16 protein-coding genes are annotated in these 18,081 nt (G+C 51.3%); 11 read left to right on the forward strand and 5 right to left on the reverse strand.

Features of this window, described 5'->3' with window-relative positions:
• The first annotated feature begins 3 nt into the window (after positions 1-3).
• Both argH and LA360_RS25075 read left to right on the forward strand, forming a co-directional pair.
• Positions 4-1,395, forward strand: coding sequence for an argininosuccinate lyase (gene argH, locus LA360_RS25070; protein WP_112483534.1), 1,392 nt, complete (start codon positions 4-6; stop codon positions 1,393-1,395).
• Positions 1,396-1,504: 109 nt separating this feature from the next.
• Entirely contained in the window at positions 1,505-2,197 is a 693-nt protein-coding gene (locus LA360_RS25075) for a Crp/Fnr family transcriptional regulator (RefSeq protein WP_089775438.1), read from the forward strand.
• 109 nt (positions 2,198-2,306) lie between these two features.
• Here the strand turns inward: LA360_RS25075 and LA360_RS25080 are convergent, their stop codons facing one another.
• From LA360_RS25080 to LA360_RS25095, 4 genes are all read right to left on the reverse strand, one after another.
• Positions 2,307-3,320 (reverse strand): DUF4340 domain-containing protein, encoded by a 1,014-nt coding sequence (locus LA360_RS25080; protein WP_089775436.1) that lies wholly within the window; start codon positions 3,318-3,320, stop codon positions 2,307-2,309.
• 72 nt (positions 3,321-3,392) lie between these two features.
• On the reverse strand, positions 3,393-4,784 hold the full coding sequence (locus LA360_RS25085) for a GldG family protein (protein ID WP_089775434.1): 1,392 nt from the start codon (positions 4,782-4,784) through the stop codon (positions 3,393-3,395).
• Positions 4,785-4,789: 5 nt separating this feature from the next.
• Positions 4,790-5,656, reverse strand: a complete 867-nt coding sequence (locus LA360_RS25090; protein ID WP_022203205.1) for an ABC transporter permease — start codon at positions 5,654-5,656, stop codon at positions 4,790-4,792.
• Entirely contained in the window at positions 5,653-6,699 is a 1,047-nt protein-coding gene (locus tag LA360_RS25095) for an ABC transporter ATP-binding protein (protein ID WP_089775432.1), read from the reverse strand. Before LA360_RS25095 ends, LA360_RS25090 begins: the two co-directional genes overlap by 4 nt.
• A 271-nt stretch (positions 6,700-6,970) precedes the next feature.
• Between LA360_RS25095 and tkt the strand changes: the two genes are divergently transcribed.
• The 3 genes from tkt to LA360_RS25110 all read left to right on the forward strand — a co-directional run bounded on the left by tkt (position 6,971) and on the right by LA360_RS25110 (position 9,623).
• Positions 6,971-8,953, forward strand: coding sequence for a transketolase (gene tkt, locus LA360_RS25100; RefSeq protein WP_089775430.1), 1,983 nt, complete (start codon positions 6,971-6,973; stop codon positions 8,951-8,953).
• 71 nt (positions 8,954-9,024) lie between these two features.
• Positions 9,025-9,423, forward strand: coding sequence for a hypothetical protein (locus LA360_RS25105; RefSeq protein ID WP_022203202.1), 399 nt, complete (start codon positions 9,025-9,027; stop codon positions 9,421-9,423).
• 8 nt (positions 9,424-9,431) lie between these two features.
• Positions 9,432-9,623 carry a hypothetical protein gene (locus tag LA360_RS25110; protein ID WP_225537695.1) on the forward strand — a complete coding sequence of 64 codons (192 nt, stop codon included), beginning with the start codon at positions 9,432-9,434 and terminating at the stop codon, positions 9,621-9,623.
• A gap of 158 nt (positions 9,624-9,781) precedes the next feature.
• Here the strand turns inward: LA360_RS25110 and LA360_RS25115 are convergent, their stop codons facing one another.
• Complete coding sequence (locus tag LA360_RS25115; protein ID WP_022203201.1) at positions 9,782-11,014, reverse strand: argininosuccinate synthase; 1,233 nt, start codon at positions 11,012-11,014, stop codon at positions 9,782-9,784.
• A gap of 246 nt (positions 11,015-11,260) precedes the next feature.
• Between LA360_RS25115 and argC the strand changes: the two genes are divergently transcribed.
• From argC to LA360_RS25145, 6 genes are all read left to right on the forward strand, one after another.
• On the forward strand, positions 11,261-12,301 hold the full coding sequence (gene argC, locus LA360_RS25120; protein ID WP_089775428.1) for an N-acetyl-gamma-glutamyl-phosphate reductase: 1,041 nt from the start codon (positions 11,261-11,263) through the stop codon (positions 12,299-12,301).
• A 71-nt stretch (positions 12,302-12,372) separates the two neighbouring features.
• Positions 12,373-12,837 (forward strand): GNAT family N-acetyltransferase, encoded by a 465-nt coding sequence (locus LA360_RS25125; RefSeq protein ID WP_022203199.1) that lies wholly within the window; start codon positions 12,373-12,375, stop codon positions 12,835-12,837.
• Between the two features lie 84 nt (positions 12,838-12,921).
• Positions 12,922-14,166 (forward strand): bifunctional glutamate N-acetyltransferase/amino-acid acetyltransferase ArgJ, encoded by a 1,245-nt coding sequence (argJ, locus tag LA360_RS25130; protein ID WP_022203198.1) that lies wholly within the window; start codon positions 12,922-12,924, stop codon positions 14,164-14,166.
• A gap of 38 nt (positions 14,167-14,204) precedes the next feature.
• Positions 14,205-15,095, forward strand: a complete 891-nt coding sequence (gene argB, locus LA360_RS25135; protein ID WP_002588321.1) for an acetylglutamate kinase — start codon at positions 14,205-14,207, stop codon at positions 15,093-15,095.
• Complete coding sequence (locus LA360_RS25140) at positions 15,088-16,329, forward strand: aspartate aminotransferase family protein (RefSeq protein ID WP_089775426.1); 1,242 nt, start codon at positions 15,088-15,090, stop codon at positions 16,327-16,329. Before argB ends, LA360_RS25140 begins: the two co-directional genes overlap by 8 nt.
• A 322-nt stretch (positions 16,330-16,651) precedes the next feature.
• On the forward strand, positions 16,652-18,079 hold the full coding sequence (locus LA360_RS25145; protein ID WP_112483532.1) for an efflux RND transporter periplasmic adaptor subunit: 1,428 nt from the start codon (positions 16,652-16,654) through the stop codon (positions 18,077-18,079).
• Positions 18,080-18,081: the final 2 nt, after the last annotated feature.

Here is an 18,081-nt window from a genome sequence, read left to right on the forward strand (position 1 = left end):
GCCATGAAATTATGGGGTGGACGTTTTACGAAAGAAACCAATCAGCTGGTACACAATTTTAACGAATCCCTTTCCTTTGACCAGAAATTCTACCGTCAGGACATCAGGGGCAGCATTGCCCATGTGAAGATGCTGGCAAAGCATGGAATCCTTACAGAACAGGACAGAGATGATATTATCCGCGGATTGGAAAGCATTCTGGAAGATCTGGATAATGGCAAATTGACTATATCATCCGATTCCGGATATGAGGATATCCATTCCTTTGTGGAGGGAACCTTGACTGAGCGGATTGGAGAGGCGGGAAAACGCCTTCACACAGGACGCAGCCGTAATGATCAGGTAGCCCTGGACATGAAGCTCTATACCAGGGATGAGATTGACGCCATCGAAGCGCTGGTGAAGGAACTGCTGGAAGAGCTGCTGGCAGTTATGGAGAAGAATACGGACACCTTCATGCCTGGCTTCACCCATCTTCAGAAGGCCCAGCCAATTACCCTGGCCCATCATATGGGGGCTTACTTCGAGATGTTCTCCAGGGACCGCTCCCGTCTTAAGGATATACGCAGGCGCATGAATTACTGTCCCCTGGGCTCAGGGGCTCTGGCAGGCACCACTTACCCTCTGGACCGGGAATACACGGCAGAGCTTCTGGGATTTGACGGACCAACCCTTAATTCCATGGATTCAGTGGCTGACAGGGATTACCTGATTGAACTTCTCAGCGCTCTGTCCACTATCTCCATGCACCTGTCCAGGTTCTGCGAGGAAATCATAATATGGAATACCAACGAGTACCGTTTTGTGGAGATTGATGATTCCTACAGCACAGGAAGTTCCATCATGCCTCAGAAAAAGAACCCGGACATCGCAGAGCTGATACGCGGCAAAAGCGGGCGCGTATACGGCGCCCTGGTGTCCATGCTGACCACCATGAAGGGGATACCTCTGGCTTACAACAAGGATATGCAGGAAGATAAGGAGCTTACCTTTGACGCCATTGACACGGTAAAGGGATGTCTGGCTCTGTTCACAGGCATGATTTCCTCTATGAGCTTTCGGAAGGAGGTAATGGAGGCCAGTGCAAAGAACGGCTTTACCAATGCCACGGATGCGGCGGATTATCTGGTGAACAAGGGAGTGCCTTTCAGGGATGCCCACGGCATCGTGGGACAGCTGGTACTTGCGTGCATCAGCAAGGGAATTGCCCTGGATGATCTCAGCCTGGAAGAGTACAAGGCCATCAGTCCGGTGTTTGAGGAGGACGTATATGAGGCCATCAGCATGAAGACCTGCGTGGAGAAGCGCCTTACCATAGGAGCTCCTGGACAGGGGGCTATGAAAAAAGTCATTGGGATATATAAAAAACAGCTGGGAATGGATGATGCCCAGTAATATGATATGAGATTTTATCTCACATAAAATCCCTCTTGACGGAAAAATCTCTTGATTATATAATATTTACAGCAAAAGAGTTGTAAATACAACGGAAAGAAGGGCGAATATGGAGGAATGGCTGCCTCTTGTGAAAAAATCTCCGCTATTTTACGGCATTAATGATGACGAGCTCTATACTCTGTTAAAATGCTGTGCCTCGGAGCAGGTGCTTTATGAGGACGGGGAATACATCTTCCGCATGGGAGAATCCGTCAATACGGTGCTGGTTCTGCTGAGGGGAAAGGCATGTGTCATCCAGGAGAATTTCTGGGGACATCAGGAACACATATATCATATAAAGGAAGGGGAGCTCTTTGGCCAATCCTATTCCTGCGCCAGGACCCCGGTGCTGCCGGTGAGCGTGGTGGCAGAGGGAGGATGCGAGGCCCTGTTCCTCAATTACCAGCGTATGATTACATTTTGTCCCCTGGCCTGTGATTTCCATACCAGATTCATACACAACATGCTGCGTCTGGTGTCGGAGCATAATGTGAAGCTGGAAAATAAGCTGGAGCATGTGTGCCGCAGGACCACCAGGGAAAAGCTTTTATCCTATCTGTCAGAGCAGGCCATGGCAAAAGGGGGAAGAGATTTTGACATACCCCATAACCGCCAGGAGCTGGCTGAGTATCTCTGTGTGGACCGGAGCGCCATGTCCAGCGAGCTGAGTAAGATGCGGGCTGAGGGGATACTGGATTTTCAGAAGAACCACTTTGTGCTTCATGACAAAGATACGGGGGAGCGCGGGGAAGGGGCTTAAGGGCAATCCATATATCAGAACAGGTATTTATTAAAAAAGGGAGACAACAGGCAGGCATGCAGTGTTGTTTCCCTTTCATAATTTGACACAACCTCATATATGACTCACATTACTTTGGGTAGGCAGCATTCAGGCAACGCACTGCCGCCTCTTTGGATATCAGGTTTACAGCTCTGGAATCATCCTTTCTGGTATAGTAGCCGGTTCCATCCTCGGTGAGACTTCCAATCAACAATGTCAGGCCGCCATTCGTATCTCCGCTTTCATAGGTCCAGGAAAGAGTCATAGTTGGATCAGACAGGCCATAGCTGCTTAATTCTTCATCGCTGGCTTTATATGATACGCAGGACTGGAATGACAAACCGCTTATGGTATCCGCCAGATTATTAAGAGCGCCATTGTCATCCAGGCGGTTGGACTCGTCCGCCGCAGAATCCTTGTACCAGGCTATATTGCCCGCGTCATCCACGGCCTTTTTACAGAACTGGCTGGTCTGCCCGTTCCTGGAAACAGTGATTTCCCGGATGTCGGCGCCCGCCACATGGGGAAGGGATTCTGTCTCGACAAAATCGTAAAGACCCTTGGCAGCTGTCTCGGTCAGGTAACTGCCGATCGTATAAATCTGGCTGTCCCCTTCCATGGCTGCGTAGTACTGGGCAGGGGGCTGGGAACCGTCCGAGCCCGCACCCCCGGTACCGGGAACCTGGCTTCCCAGCAGTATGGTATGGGAGGAACCGTCAGGGGAAACGGTATCAAACCGCACGGAAGGGTTATCCAGGCCATATGCTTCCGGAGAATCCGCGCCTTTTAACTTCCGTTCTGCTTTTAAGTGGGACAGGGTATCCGCCAGGGTAGTCAGTGGATATTGACGGATAGGGCAGTCCTTATCCCCTTTATAGTACCAGGTGCCGCCTTCCAGGGTAAAAGACAGACTTTTGTCATCCTTTGTCCAGGACAGGGAAGATAGCTCCGGAAGGTCAGTCATATATACAGAGTCGTTTTCCGGAGACAGAGCCTGTGCTTTGGCATTCCTCCCCTGCTGCCAGGTGATGGCTCCATAGGCAGCGCAGAGAAGGACCAGGGCTCCCAGAGCGGGAACCATTGGCCGTATATGTTTCTTCATGTCAAACCTCCTCGTTATGAGCATTTAGTGACCGTATTATGGTCACTTACGTGCGATACATGCCAGTATGTTTTAAAGCTTCCGGCGCTTCAGCCAGATTACAAAGCCTGCAGCCAGGAAAATGACCGGAATCACAATAATGAACAGCGCGCTCCACAGTCCGGCGGATGTTACCATATTATAGGTAATATCCAGGCTTTTGCCGGGGATGGACAGGGGCGTTACTCCGGGCAGTCCATTGGTCGCGGCGTTCATGAACAAAGTCAGGTTGGTGATGCTGGGGAAACGTGACAGAATGGAATCATCAATCATGCTTGGCGCCGTGATAACGGTAAGCATGGAGGATGTGCCCTCTTCCTCGTTTACAGTTTCCGTGGCCACAGCTCCCAGCACATAGGCCCCCTGCGTCTTCTCCTGTGTGAGAGGGTCCGCCAGAAACGCGGAATCAGAGGTGGTAAGGAAGGGCTGGATCGTAATGTGCTCCGATGGATTTTCCTGTATGGTCATTCCGGCGGGCTGGACCAGAAGGGCTGCCGCGGAGGAGTCGATTCCTGAGAGAAGGCTGCTGGCAAAGTCGTAATCCGGAATAACATTAAAGGGATTATTGTTGTAGAAATGCTGGGGAGCCGGGTCAGCCACAAATCCATTTTTCAGGTCCATTCCGTACTGGGAAATGAAATCGGTCAGATTGGCCAGGGTATCCTGGGTACAGCCTGCAAGGAGCAGCATGCGGCCGCCGTTTTTCAGGTAATCAGTCAGCATTTCTTTTTCATCCGCGGAGATATCCCTGGCAGGGGCATTCATGATGAGAAGGCTGCAGTCCTGGGGAATGGCTCCCTGGGTGAGCAGATTCAGTTCGGTTACATTCATGCCGGATTTATCCATGGCATCTGCTGCGGCTGATGCGAGGGCAGCCTCGCCGTGTCCGGTCAGAGTATATACAGCAGCAGCCGTATCGCTTGTGACATAGCGGATGGCGCTGGTAATCTGTCCTTCTCCGTCAAAGGCTGTTTCCTTGATTTGCCCGTACTGGTAGTAAACCATGGGGTCAAACTGGATTATATCGTCAAATGAAATGGTAGTCTTTTTTCCGGTGGACTCACAGGATACAATCAGGTTGCCGGGTTCTGTGTCCAGTAAGGCAAGTACGTCCGGGTGAAGCACTGGGTCATTGGCTTCCACCGAAATATGCGGAGAAAGGTCTTTATACAGATTTACAAAGGATGGTATCCTTTCATCCACGGAGTTGGGATCAGCTACGATGTGTATGGTAACGTCTCTGTCCAGCTGTGCGAGAATGTCCCGGGTTGTATCACCCAGGGTAAGGATTTTGCTGGAACTTAAGTCGTGTTTCAGGTATTTGGCAGGAAGCTTTCCCACTATCAGGTTGAGTACAATGACAGCGGCAATGACCACAAGGGTGAACAGTGCCATATAGCTGCCTTTTTTAAATTTTCTGGTCATATGATTCAACTCCATCTTCTTTTCTCGATTGACTGAACAGTCAGGAACAGCAATATACCGGCCACACTCAGATAATAGACAAGACCGTTGACATCCAGCATATGGCTGCTGACAATGCCGTCAAATACGTCTGTCAGGACGATTTTTCCCAGAAGTCCGGTCAGGGCCCGTTCAAACATGCTCTGCTTCACCAAAAAGATTCCTATAAGGACTGCTGCCCCGGCTGCTTCCAGTCCAAGGGAAAAGGGAATATGGCCGGTCAGCCGGTATATGATAAAACACACAAGGGTCCACAGAATGAGAAAACCGGCCAGCGAACCTGCTGCGGTAACCGGTATAAAGTTTAAAAGCCCTGGCCAGAGGATGCTGAGCAGCAGTATGCCGAAGGTCCCTGCAGCGGCTATGAGCTGGCTTTCCGTGAGGGAAGAGATGAAAAGCCCAATGGCAATGTAGACACATCCCAAAAGGAAGAAGGCCAGTATGGATGCATAGTCCTCTGTCAGATAGGCGGTCCCGGCGCTTCGGATGATGAGGGGGCAAAGGCAGGCGATGGACATGGGGACGGCGAAAACAGTGACCATGGAAAGAAATTTTCCCATGACAATACCCCATACGGATACGGGGGAGGTCAGCAGCAGCTGGTCGGTCCGTGCCCTGTGTTCGTCCGACATGCTCCGCATGGTCAGAATCGGCACCGCAATCATAAGTATCATCAGGATGGAATTAAGTGTATAGGAAAAATAGGGGTAACCGTTAATCATATTGTAGACCATGAAATAAATGCCCATGAACATGGTCATGAAAGCAATAAAAACATAGCCTGTCATGGAGCAGAAATAGGATTTCAGCTCCCGCTTATAGATAGCTCTCATTGGGAATCCTCCTCCTTTGATTGGTCTGTGGGGTCTGTGCCACCGCTGTCCTCCCGGGATTTTGGGGAGTCCTCTGTCAGCTCCAGAAATATTTCCTCAAGGGATGCCTTGGAGGGAGCCATGGACAGGATGGGAAGGCGGTGATTGGCTAAGGCGTAAAAAATGGTTTCGCGGATATCTGTTTCCTGGTCGGGAGACTCGGCGCTGTCTGAATCAATGGTATCTCCGCCCCCGCCAAACTGCAGATTCGCAACACAGGTGCCATCCTCGCTGCCAGCCTCCATACGCTCTATGGACAGTCCATGAATTTCCTCCAGCACAGGCCTCAGTGCCTCCGCACTGCCTTTTACCGTCAGCTCCAGGCCTGCGGCGCCTTTTAACCGCTGTTCCAGGTTTTCAGGAGTATCGCTGGCAATCAGCTTTCCGTGGGCAATGATCATGATATGGTCGCAAACAGCACTTACCTCGGACAGGATGTGGGAACTCAGGATGACGGTGTGTTGTTTGCCCAGACCTCTTATCATATCCCGTATCTCAATGATTTGTTTGGGGTCCAGTCCAACGGTAGGCTCATCCAGGATGATGACAGAGGGCTTTCCCAAAACGGCCTGGGCCATGCCCACCCGCTGCCGGTAGCCCTTGGACAGGTTTCGGATCAGCCGTTTCCTGACATCCGTGATTTTAACCAGGTCCATGACCTCCTGTATGGCGTCCATACGCCCTGGTTTCGGCAGTTTTTTAATACAGGCCGCAAACTCCAGGTATTCGTCCACGGTCATGTCCATATACAGAGGCGGAATCTCCGGCAGATACCCGATGCGTTTTTTTGCGGCTTCCGGCTCCTCCAGTATGTCGTGGCCGTCTATGATGACCTGGCCCTCTGTGGCGCCCAGATAACCGGTCATGATGTTCATGGTAGTGGACTTCCCGGCGCCGTTAGGGCCCAGGAAACCGTATATCTGGCCGTCTTCCACCCGGAAACTTAAATGGTCCACTGCCAGATGGCCGCCGTAATCTTTCACAAGATTTTTAACTTCAATCACTGAATGTGTCCTCCTGTCAGTTTTTTATAATATACTCACTAAACAGTTTTAAAATTAAAATGTGATAAAAATGTGTTTAAATTATAATCTTTTTATAACAATTGTTTTTAAATTTGCATAATAACGCATAGAACCGCAAAATGTTGCACTGATTTTTGCGAGAAAAAGTATTGCCCTGTATGGATGGAATTGGTATAATAAAGGGCAGTTGGTAAAAAAATAACATCTATGATGCGTGGGCCCCTTTGGGGGCACCGGAATGGAGGGAACTATGAATCAGATTGATACCATGTCAGTCAATGCAATCCGCGTTCTGGCAGCAGATGCTGTACAGAAAGCCAAATCAGGCCACCCAGGACTTCCTTTGGGAGCCGCAGCCATGTCCTTTGAGCTGTGGGCAAAACATATGAACCATAATCCTAAGAATCCAGGATGGGAGAACAGGGATCGTTTCATTCTTTCAGGAGGCCATGGCTCCACACTGCTGTATTCCCTGCTTCATCTTTTCGGCTACGGCCTTACAAAAGAGGATATGATGAATTTCCGTCAGATGGATTCCCTGACACCGGGACATCCGGAGTATGGCCATACAGTAGGCGTTGAGGCCACCACAGGCCCGCTGGGCGCAGGCATGGGCATGGCAGTTGGCATGGCCATGGCAGAGTCCCATCTGGCTGCTGTGTTCAACAAGGACGGATATCCTGTTGTTGATCATTTTACCTACGTGCTGGGCGGCGACGGCTGTATGATGGAGGGCATTTCCTCTGAGGCATTCTCACTGGCAGGCACCCTGGGACTTGGCAAGCTTATTGTATTTTATGATTCCAACCGTATTTCCATCGAGGGAAGCACGGATATCGCATTTACAGAGGACGTACAGAAGCGCATGGAAGCCTTCGGATTCCAGCTGATTACCGTTGAGAACGGAAATGATCTGGATGCCATCGGCAAGGCAATCGAGGAGGCAAAGGCAGATACCACACGTCCATCCTTCATCACCGTAAAGACCCAGATTGGCTACGGCTGCCCCGCAAAGCAGGGCAAGGCCAGCGCTCACGGCGAGCCTCTGGGGGATGACAATGTAAAAGCCATGAAGGAATTCCTGAACTGGCCGTCCATGGAGCCTTTCTATGTACCGGATGAGGTATATGCCAATTATAAGGCATACGCTGAGAGAGGCGCTGAGACAGAGGAAAAATGGAACGCATTATTTGCGGAATACTGCGGGAAATATCCGGAGATGAAGGAATTATGGGATAAATTCTATAATCCGAATCTGGCTAATGATGTTTATGACAGTGAAGACTACTGGGCATTTGAGGACAAGCCGGATGCTACCAGGAGCCTGTCCGGCAAGCAGCTTCAGAAGCTTAAGAACCTGATGCCGAACCTGATTGGAGGAGCGGCAGACCTGGCTCCGTCCACCAAGACCTACATGGCTGACATGGGCGATTTCTCCAAGGATAACTATGCCGGACGCAACCTGCATTTCGGTGTCCGCGAGCTGGCCATGTCCGCTATTGGAAATGGTCTCATGCTTCACGGCGGCCTGCGGGCATTCGTGTCCACCTTCTTTGTGTTCAGCGATTATACAAAGCCAATGGCAAGGCTGTCCGCTCTTATGGGCGTGCCCCTTACCTATGTATTTACCCATGACAGCATCGGCGTGGGAGAGGACGGACCTACCCATGAGCCCATCGAGCAGCTGGCCATGCTGCGCGCCATGCCTAACTTCCATGTATACCGCCCGGCGGATGCCACGGAGACAGCTGCTGCATGGTACAGCGCCGTATCTTCCAAAAAGACTCCTACGGCCCTGGTACTCACAAGACAGAACCTGCCGCAGCTGGCCGGATCCAGCAAGGAGGCATTAAAGGGAGCCTACATCCTGGAGGATTCCGCGAAGGAAGTTCCGGATGCCATCATCATTGCCACTGGTTCCGAGGTGGAGCTGGCAGTAGGTGCAAAGGCCGAACTGGCAAAAGAGGGTGTGGATGTGCGCGTCGTCAGCATGCCGAGCATGGACGTGTTCGAGGAGCAGCCTGAGGATTACAAGGAGAAGGTCCTTCCAAAGGCAGTGCGTAAGAGAGTGGCAGTAGAGGCGCTGGGCGATTTCGGATGGGGCAGGTATGTGGGCCTTGACGGAACCACCGTCACCATGAAGGGATTTGGCGCCAGTGCGCCGGCAGGACAGCTCTTTAAGAAATTCGGATTTACGGTTGAGAACGTTGTGGCAGCCGTGAAGTCACTTTAGACATAATACAAAGTGCATTGGAAGTTTAAACCGGCCCCATAGAATTTGATCACTGCCGGCACGAGATACCCGTGCTGCTTTCAGACCCGTTCAGCGCTTCCGGTAAGGATGTGGCGGCATTTTCCTGCCGTACAGGCTCTGTCATACTGATTGGCATTTACAGCCGGGATTCCTTCCGGTCCCTCTATGATTCCACCACCTTCGGGGACAATGCATCCTATATGATTACCACTGATTCAGGGCTGATTCTCTCACGCGCCCATGTGAACAGGGAACAGGGGGAGACCCTTAATCTGTTTACATATATCAGCGGCAGCGACCGTCAGGCGGTCCTGGACCTTAAGAGCCGGATTCGGAAGGGGAAGTGTGCCAGCGGAAGCATGAAGCTGCATTTTATCCGCCCTGATGCCCAAAAGGATATTGTGCTGTCCCTTAACGCTTATCTGATTGCGGAACAGGACATAACCTGACCGATGCGGTGAGAGCAGACCAGTCCAGTGTGTTCGGCGGCATGGTGATTCCCTCCGGTTTCACCTGTACCATTACCTATGAACCGGTGGAGGGAAACGCATATGGAGGAAAGGTGGAAATCAGTGACGTTCGTCTGCCAAACGGAGAGCCGGTGGACCCTGAAGCCTGGTATACGGTGAGGGCACGGACTATGAACTAAATATGGCAAAGGCATAGAGAAATGCCCTGGAGATGGAAAATCCGTATCTCCGGGGCATTTTTTAAAAGCGTATTATACTCATGCATCACTGCTTATGTATCATTTATCATTTGCTATATAATGTTACTCATTATTTACCGTCTTGGTTCCCGTCCTCTTTACTGTCCCTTCCTGGCAGATTCCACCTCAGCCATCTTCATGGCCCTTACCTTAAGGGGCAGTCCGAACAGGGTGATGAAGCCGTCTGCGTCATGATGGTCGTACAGGTCGCCTGTGGTGAAGGAAGCCAGGGACTCGCTGTATAAGGAATATGGGGATGTGGTTCCGGCCTTGATGATATTGCCCTTGTACAGTTTGAATTTCACTTCGCCTGTCACATATTCCTGGGTGGACTCAACAAATGCCTGGACAGCCTCGCGCAGAGGGGTAAACCACTTGCCCTCATATACAATCTGGGCCAACTTATCAGCCATGGTCTTTTTGGTCTCCATGGTGGCGCGGTCTAATACCAGCTCCTCTAACTGCTGATGGGCTTCCATGAGAATGGTTCCGCCTGGTGTCTCATACACGCCGCGTGACTTCATGCCTACCACACGGTTTTCCACGATGTCCACAATGCCGATGCCGTGTTTTCCGCCCAGCTCATTTAACTTGCGGATAATATCGGAAACCTTCATCTTCTGTCCGTTTACGCTGGTGGGAACGCCTTTTTCAAAGGTCATGGTCACATACTCGCCCTCGTCTGGTGCCTTTTCAGGAGTCACGCCAAGTACAAGCAGGTGCTCATAGTTGGGCTCCTGTGACGGATCTTCTAACTCCAGTCCCTCGTGGCTGATGTGCCATAAGTTCCTGTCACGGCTGTAGCTGCTGTCTGCGGAGAAGGGAAGGTCAATGCCGTGCTGCTTGCAGTATTCAATCTCATCCTCGCGGGACTGCATGGTCCATACATCGGTCATACGCCAGGGAGCGATGATTTTGATATCCGGGGCCAGGGCCTTGATGCCCAGTTCAAAACGAATCTGGTCATTGCCCTTGCCGGTAGCGCCGTGGCAGATGGCTGAGGCGCCTTCTTTACGTGCAATCTCAACCAGTCTCTTGGCAATGGCAGGACGGGCCATGGAGGTGCCTAAGAGGTATTTATTTTCATATACTGCATTTGCCTTTACACAGGGCATGATGTAATTGTCGCAGAAATCATCCACTAAATCTTCAATATATAATTTGGAAGCACCGGATAATTTGGCTCTCTCGTCCAGGCCGTCTAATTCGCTGCCCTGGCCGCAGTCGATGCAGCAGCAGATGACTTCATAGCCAAAATGCTCCTTTAACCACGGAATGATTGCGGTGGTATCCAGTCCGCCGGAATAAGCTAAAACTACTTTTTCTTTCATATTAATATCCTCCTGAGATTGCTGTACTGTTTGAACTTTCATAAATATACAACATTATGTGATAAAATGCAAGTGCTAAATATAATTTTTAAAATATGTTGCATATTATGCATTTGTAATGTATAATTATGAAATCCGAAGGATGACCAGGAAATAGGGTCCGTGGAAATGCTTCTTTTCATTTAAAGAAAAACTGACTATAATGAAGGCAGCAGCCAATATTTATAAATATAAGGAGATACGGATATGATTAAGGCAGGTATTATCGGTTCCACAGGATATGCGGGAGGAGAGCTGGCAAGGCTCCTGCTCCAGAGGGATGACATAGAGATTAAATGGTATGGTTCCAGAAGCTACATAGACCAGAAATATGCATCTATCTACCACAACATGTTCCGAATCGTGGACGACGCGTGTATGGATGATAATATGAAGGAGCTGGCAGACCAGGTGGACGTGGTGTTCACCGCAACCCCTCAGGGCCTGTGCGCATCCCTGGTGGACGAGGACGTATTGTCTAAGGTAAAGGTCATTGATTTAAGCGCTGATTTCCGTATTAAGGATGTGTCTGTTTATGAGAAATGGTATAAGCTGCCCCATGTATCCCCCCGGTTCATCGGTGAAGCCGTGTACGGGCTGCCCGAAATCAACCGGGAAAAGGTGAAGAGGGCCAGGCTCATTGCCAATCCGGGATGTTTCCCCACCTGCTCCTTTCTGTCCACGTATCCCCTGGTAAAGGAAGGGCTCATTGACCCTAATACCATCATCATTGATGCCAAGTCCGGCACATCCGGCGCAGGCAGGGGAAGCAAGGTGGACAGTCTGTACTGTGAGGTCAATGAGAACATTAAGGCTTACGGAGTGGCCTCCCACAGACATACGCCGGAGATAGAGGAGCAGCTGTCCTGCGCGGCAGGAAAGCCGGTAACCATCAGCTTCACCCCTCATCTGGTGCCAATGAACCGGGGAATCCTGGTGACGGCCTATGCATCCCTTACAAAGAAAGTGTCCTACGAGGAGGTAAAGGCTGTATACGACAAGTATTATAGGGACGAATATTTTGTGCGCGTCCTGGAAAAGGATGTGGTGCCCCAGACCCGGTGGGTGGAGGGCAGCAATTTTGCAGATGTGAATTTCAAGATAGACACCAGAACCAACCGGGTGGTGATGATGGGAGCCATTGACAACATGGTCAAGGGAGCAGCAGGCCAGGCCATCCAGAACATGAACCTGATGTTCGGACTGCCGGAGAATACGGGGCTGAAGCAGATTCCTATTTTCCCCTGATGGTTCAGGGTATTGGTTCAGATATACCCTCAAAAGGATAAAAGAGGGAAAAAGAAAGGAAACATGAGCTCATGGCAGGTACGATGGATATCCTTATCCGCGAAATGACAATAGCGGATTACGACCAGGTTTACGGCCTGTGGACAGAAATCAAAGGCTTTGGAATCAGAAGCATTGACGATTCATGGGAGGGAGTGGAGCGGTTCCTCAGGAGGAATCCCACTACCAGCGTGGTGGCTGTCCAGAACGGTCATATAATAGGAAACATCCTCTGCGGCCATGACGGCAGGACCGGTTGCTTTTATCACGTGTGCGTGGCGCCGGGATACAGGAAACACGGCATCGGATACCGTATGGTGCGCTTTGCCATGGAGGCCCTGCAGAAAGAAGGCGTCAGCAAAATCAGTCTGATTGCGTTTAAGGAGAATGAGGTGGGAAATGCGTTCTGGCAGGGAATCGGATGGAGGGAGCGGGAGGATGTGAATACATACGAATTCATACTGAATGAGGAAAACATCACCCGGTTTGTACGGTAAAATGAAAGGTTGGTGCACCGTGGCAAAGGCCGGTGCATCTCCATATGACATAAAGGTATGGAAATGAATGGAGGAACGAGAGATATGGATGAGTCAGGAAAGGGAATCAAAATCATAACCGGCGGCGTCACGGCTGCCAAGGGCTTTAAGGCTGCTTCCACGGCAGCCGGAATCAAGTATAAGGACCGTCAAGACATGGCCATGATTTACAGCCAGGAGCCCTGCAGGTCAGCCGGCACCTTCACCACCAATGTGGTGAAGGCAGCCCCCGTAAAATGGGATAAGAACCAGGTGACAAACGGAGTGCCTGCCCGGGCGGTGGTTATAAACGCGGGAATTGCCAATGCCTGTACCGGAGAGGAAGGCATGGGATACTGCGGGCAGACAGCGGGGGCAGCGGCCCAGGCACTGGGAATTCCCGCTGAAAGCGTTCTGGTGGCATCCACAGGCGTCATCGGCATGCAGCTTCCCATGGACAGGATTACGGCAGGGGTCAAGGCTATGGCTCCTCTGCTGGACGAAAGCCTGGAGAGCGGCACCGGCGCATCCAGGGCTATTATGACCACGGATACAAAGAACAAGGAGGTGGCTGTCCAATTTGAGCTGGGAGGAAACACTGTGACCATGGGCGGCATGTGCAAGGGTTCCGGCATGATTCATCCCAATATGTGCACCATGCTGAGCTTTGTGACCACGGATGCGGCTATAAGCAAGGAGCTGCTCCAGGAAGCCCTCAGCCAGGATATCCGGGATACATACAACATGATTTCAGTGGATGGGGACACATCCACCAATGACACAGTCCTCCTTCTGGCAAACGGCCTGGCCGGCAATCAGGAAATCACAGAGAAGGGTGAGGATTACCATACCTTTTGCCGGGCCTTAAAGATTGTAAATGAAACATTGGCAAAAAAAATGGCAGGCGACGGCGAGGGCTGCACCGCGCTGTTTGAGGTGAAGATAGTGGGGGCAGAGACAAAGGAACAGGCCAGGGTTCTGGCCAAGTCGGTCATCTGTTCCAGCCTTACCAAGGCAGCCATCTTCGGCCACGACGCCAACTGGGGAAGGATACTCTGTGCCATGGGTTACTCCGGGGCGCAGTTCGATCCGGAAAAGGTGGACCTGTATTTTGAGAGCGCAGCAGGAAAGATGCAGATCATTAAGGACGGCGTGGCCGTGGACTACAGCGAGGAACAGGCCACCCGGATTCTGTCAGAGCCTGCGGTGACGGCTGTGGCTGACATCAAGATGGGGGATGCCAAGGCCACTGCGTGGGGCTGCGACCTGACCTTTGACTATGTAAAGATTAATGCGGATTACCGTTCATAATATGAGCGCTAAGTGCTCATAACGAGAGGAGTGGGAGGATGAATTTGGAACCGATGCAGAAGGCGGCCGTGCTCATTGAGGCACTGCCCTATATCCAGCGTTTTAACAGGAAAATCGTGGTGGTGAAATACGGCGGAAGCGCCATGGTGGATGAGGAGTTAAAGAAAAAGGTCATTCAGGATGTGGTGCTCCTTAAGCTGGTAGGCTTTAAGCCCATCATTGTGCACGGAGGCGGGAAGGAGATCAGCCGCTGGGTTGGCAAGGTGGGGATGGAGGCCCGGTTTAAGAACGGACTCAGAGTTACGGATGAACCCACCATGGAGATTGCCGAGATGGTCCTTAATAAAGTGAATAAGAGCCTGGTACAGCTGGTCAGTGAGCTGGGCATCAATGCGGTGGGAATCAGCGGCAAGGACGGCATGATGCTTAAATGCCATAAGAAATACGCCGGCGGCGAGGACATCGGGTTTGTGGGAGATGTGGAGGAGGTGAATCCCAAAATCATATATGATTTGCTGGAAAAGGATTTTCTGCCCATCATCTGCCCCATTGGTTTTGACGAGGACTTCCTGAGCTATAACATCAATGCGGATGACGCGGCCTGCGCCATTGCCACGGCGGTGGAGGCAGAAAAGCTGGCCTTCCTCACGGATGTGGAGGGCGTTTATAAGGACTACGAGGATAAGTCCTCCCTCATATCCGAGATGACGGTGGAGGAGGCCCAGAACTTTGTGGACAGCGGAATGCTGGGAGGCGGCATGCTTCCCAAGCTTCAGAACTGCATTAACGCCATAAAGAACGGCGTATCCAGGGTACATATCCTGGACGGACGCATTCCGCATTGCCTGCTGCTGGAAATCTTTACTGACAAGGGTATTGGAACCGCTATCTATAATTCCGAAGAAGACGAGAGGTATTATCATGGCTGAGAAACAGTTGATGGAACGGGCGGAACAGGCCCTTTATAAGGTGTATAACCGTTTCCCTGTGGTATTTGACCATGGGGAGGGAGTGAAGCTCTACGATACAGAGGGAAATGAGTATCTGGATTTTGGCGCGGGCATTGCGGTCATGGCGCTGGGCTATGGGGATGAGGAGTATACAAAGGCCGTGGAGGACCAGCTTCACAAGCTGACCCATATCTCCAATCTGTTCTACAATCAGCCCTCCATTGAGGCGGGCGAGAAGCTGCTTAAGGCATCCCATATGGATAAGGTGTTCTTTACCAACAGCGGCACCGAGGCCATTGAGGGCGCTCTTAAGATTGCAAAGCGCTTTCACTATAATAAACTTCACGAGACCATGGGAGACGGCTGCTGCGGCTGTGAGGACACGGAGCCGGACATGACCGGGGAAATCATTGCCATGAATCATTCCTTTCATGGAAGGAGCCTGGGCGCCCTGTCCGTCACAGGCAATGCCCATTACCAGGAGCCCTTTAAGCCCCTTGTACCGGGAATCCGCTTCGCTGATTTCAACGACCTGGACAGTGTGAAGAAGCTGATTAACAGCAGGACATGTGCGGTAATCATGGAGACCATCCAGGGAGAGGGAGGTATCTATCCTGCCACGGAGGAATTCTTAAAAGGAGTCAGGGCCCTGTGCGATGAGCACGACCTGCTCCTTATACTGGATGAAATCCAGTGCGGGATGGGCCGTTCCGGGGAAATGTTTGCCTGGCAGCATTACGGTGTGAAGCCGGACGTGATGACAGTGGCCAAGGCGCTGGGAAACGGGCTTCCCATAGGTGCATTCCTGGCATGCGGCAAGGCGGCCGGTGCCATGGTTCCGGGCGACCACGGCACCACCTATGGCGGCAATCCACTGGTGACGGCGGGAGCCAGCGCAGTGTTTGATATTTTTGAGAAACGCCGTATCACGGACCATGTAAAGGAGATTGGCGCCTATCTCTACGAGAAGCTGGAGGAGCTGTCAAAGGAATTTGACTGCGTCAGGGGACACCGTGGAATGGGATTGATTCAGGGGCTGGAGTTCTCTGTACCGGCAGGACCTATTGTGTCAAAGGCGCTGCTGGAACAGAGGCTGGTGTTAATCAGCGCCGGGACCAATATTATCCGTTTTGTTCCGCCTCTGGTGATTGAAAAGGCGGATGTGGATGAGATGATGAAACGCCTTAGAACGTGTCTGAAAATTGCTTTCTGACAGCGTAAGGAATAGGTTTAAGGTAAGAATAAGCCATAGGGCAAAGGAAGATGGCACGCCAAAGGCGGCAGGAAATACCTGTGATACAGGATCCTGCCGCCTTTTTATATGGTTTGCCCGGTTCCTTAAGCAAATCTTTCGTTTTCATTTATGAAATGTTATGAAAATACTAGATGAAATATTTATGGCAAACCTATATAATAGCCTTATTAAATGAACAACAATAGCGCGAGTGTTTATTTTTGTTGTATAAGTATACCATATGTGATATAATTGTATTAATATAAATAATACACTATCCGCTGGTATTAAGGAGGGAGTCATGGGAACAGAGAAAAAAGCCGGTGATTCAGAGGAAATCCAGGTTTTGGAAGGCATTTCAGAGTCAGAGGAGATTGACCGCCGCGTGGAGGAGCTGATGGCTCCGGAAGAGGATGGAAACGGAAAGAAAAAGAAAAAAAGCATAAGACCGGACACCGGACACCGTACGCCGGAGGGAGGATTCCACCCTGTCCGGCGCTTTAAGGGATTCAGCCGGAAACGTAAGATAATCACGGTCCTGCTACTGGCGGCAGTGGTTTTGTTTGGATTCTCCCGCATGTCAGGAGGAAAAAAGGATATGGGAATCCCTGTTGCCGTGATGCCTCTGGCAAAACAGGACGTTCAGGAAAAGCTCACGGTAAGCGGTCCTGTATCAGGAACAGACAGCGTGGACGTGGTGTCCAATATTCACGCGGAAATCACCGCCATGAATGTGAAGGAAGGCGATACCGTGACAAAGGGACAGGTACTGGCCGTGGTGGACAGCACGGACCTGGAGCGGGAAGTGCAGATTGCCCAGAACGCCTACGACCTGGCGGTGGCTAATAAGCAGGAAAAGGATAAGGAAGCAGCTCTTGGATACGAAAAGGCAGTCCAGGATTTCCAGAAGGCCAGCCTGGATCACAGCAGGAACAGCCAGCTCTTTGCCACCGGCGACATTTCCCAGATGGAACTGGAAACCAGCGCCAATGCCCTGAATGATGCCAGAAGGCAGATGGAAGGCTACACGGTTGAGAACGGAAGAGGTGTTGCGGATTCATCCTACGGCATTCAGATACAGAATGCGGCCTTTGATTTGGAGAAGAAAAGGGAAGAACTGGATAATACCCAGATAAGGAGCACCATTGACGGCACCGTGGTCCGTGTCAATTCCAAGGTGGGTCAGTTTGCGGATAAGGTGGAGGATGATAAACCCATTCTCAGCATTGAGAACCTGGAGCAGCTGGAGCTGGAAATCAAGGTGAGCGAGTTTTCCATCGGCAAGGTAAAGGTAGGACAGATGGCGACCATCACAGCGGATATCCTGGGCGGTGAGACCGCGGAAGGAGAAGTCATAAAGATATCGCCCACAGGCGAGGAAAAGGGCGGCGGTTCCACGGAGAGGGTCATCCCCACTACCATACGGGTGGACGGCGGGAGCTCGAAGCTTATTGCGGGAATCACGGCAAAAGCAGAACTGTTAATCAGGGAGGCAAAGGATGTTTTCGTAGTTCCCACATCGGCGCTTTTTGACGACGGGGAAGTGACATACATAGCCATTGTGCAGGATATGAAGGTGAAACGCATACCTGTGACCATGGGCGTGGACGGAGACGTGGTGGTGGAGGTCATTCCCGCTGACGGCACTGTGCTGGAGGAGGGAATGCAGGTCATCACCAATCCGGGCCCTCATCTGGCTGACGGTGCTGCCGTGCTGATCACCAAGTAGCA

This window comes from Enterocloster clostridioformis (genome assembly GCF_020297485.1).
GTDB lineage: Bacteria > Bacillota > Clostridia > Lachnospirales > Lachnospiraceae > Enterocloster > Enterocloster clostridioformis.

Bases quoted from the DNA above. Each gene is read 5' to 3' on its own strand.
- argH (WP_112483534.1), top strand. From the start codon at position 4: ATGAAATTATGGGGTGGACGTTTTACGAAAGAAACCAATCAGCTGGTA.
- LA360_RS25145 (WP_112483532.1), top strand. From the start codon at position 16,652: ATGGGAACAGAGAAAAAAGCCGGTGATTCAGAGGAAATCCAGGTTTTG.
- argB (WP_002588321.1), top strand. From the start codon at position 14,205: ATGAATTTGGAACCGATGCAGAAGGCGGCCGTGCTCATTGAGGCACTG.
- argC (WP_089775428.1), top strand. From the start codon at position 11,261: ATGATTAAGGCAGGTATTATCGGTTCCACAGGATATGCGGGAGGAGAG.
- LA360_RS25085 (WP_089775434.1), bottom strand. From the start codon at position 4,784: ATGACCAGAAAATTTAAAAAAGGCAGCTATATGGCACTGTTCACCCTT.
- LA360_RS25125 (WP_022203199.1), top strand. From the start codon at position 12,373: ATGGCAGGTACGATGGATATCCTTATCCGCGAAATGACAATAGCGGAT.
- argJ (WP_022203198.1), top strand. From the start codon at position 12,922: ATGGATGAGTCAGGAAAGGGAATCAAAATCATAACCGGCGGCGTCACG.
- LA360_RS25090 (WP_022203205.1), bottom strand. From the start codon at position 5,656: ATGAGAGCTATCTATAAGCGGGAGCTGAAATCCTATTTCTGCTCCATG.
- LA360_RS25115 (WP_022203201.1), bottom strand. From the start codon at position 11,014: ATGAAAGAAAAAGTAGTTTTAGCTTATTCCGGCGGACTGGATACCACC.
- LA360_RS25140 (WP_089775426.1), top strand. From the start codon at position 15,088: ATGGCTGAGAAACAGTTGATGGAACGGGCGGAACAGGCCCTTTATAAG.
- LA360_RS25075 (WP_089775438.1), top strand. From the start codon at position 1,505: ATGGAGGAATGGCTGCCTCTTGTGAAAAAATCTCCGCTATTTTACGGC.
- tkt (WP_089775430.1), top strand. From the start codon at position 6,971: ATGAATCAGATTGATACCATGTCAGTCAATGCAATCCGCGTTCTGGCA.
- LA360_RS25080 (WP_089775436.1), bottom strand. From the start codon at position 3,320: ATGAAGAAACATATACGGCCAATGGTTCCCGCTCTGGGAGCCCTGGTC.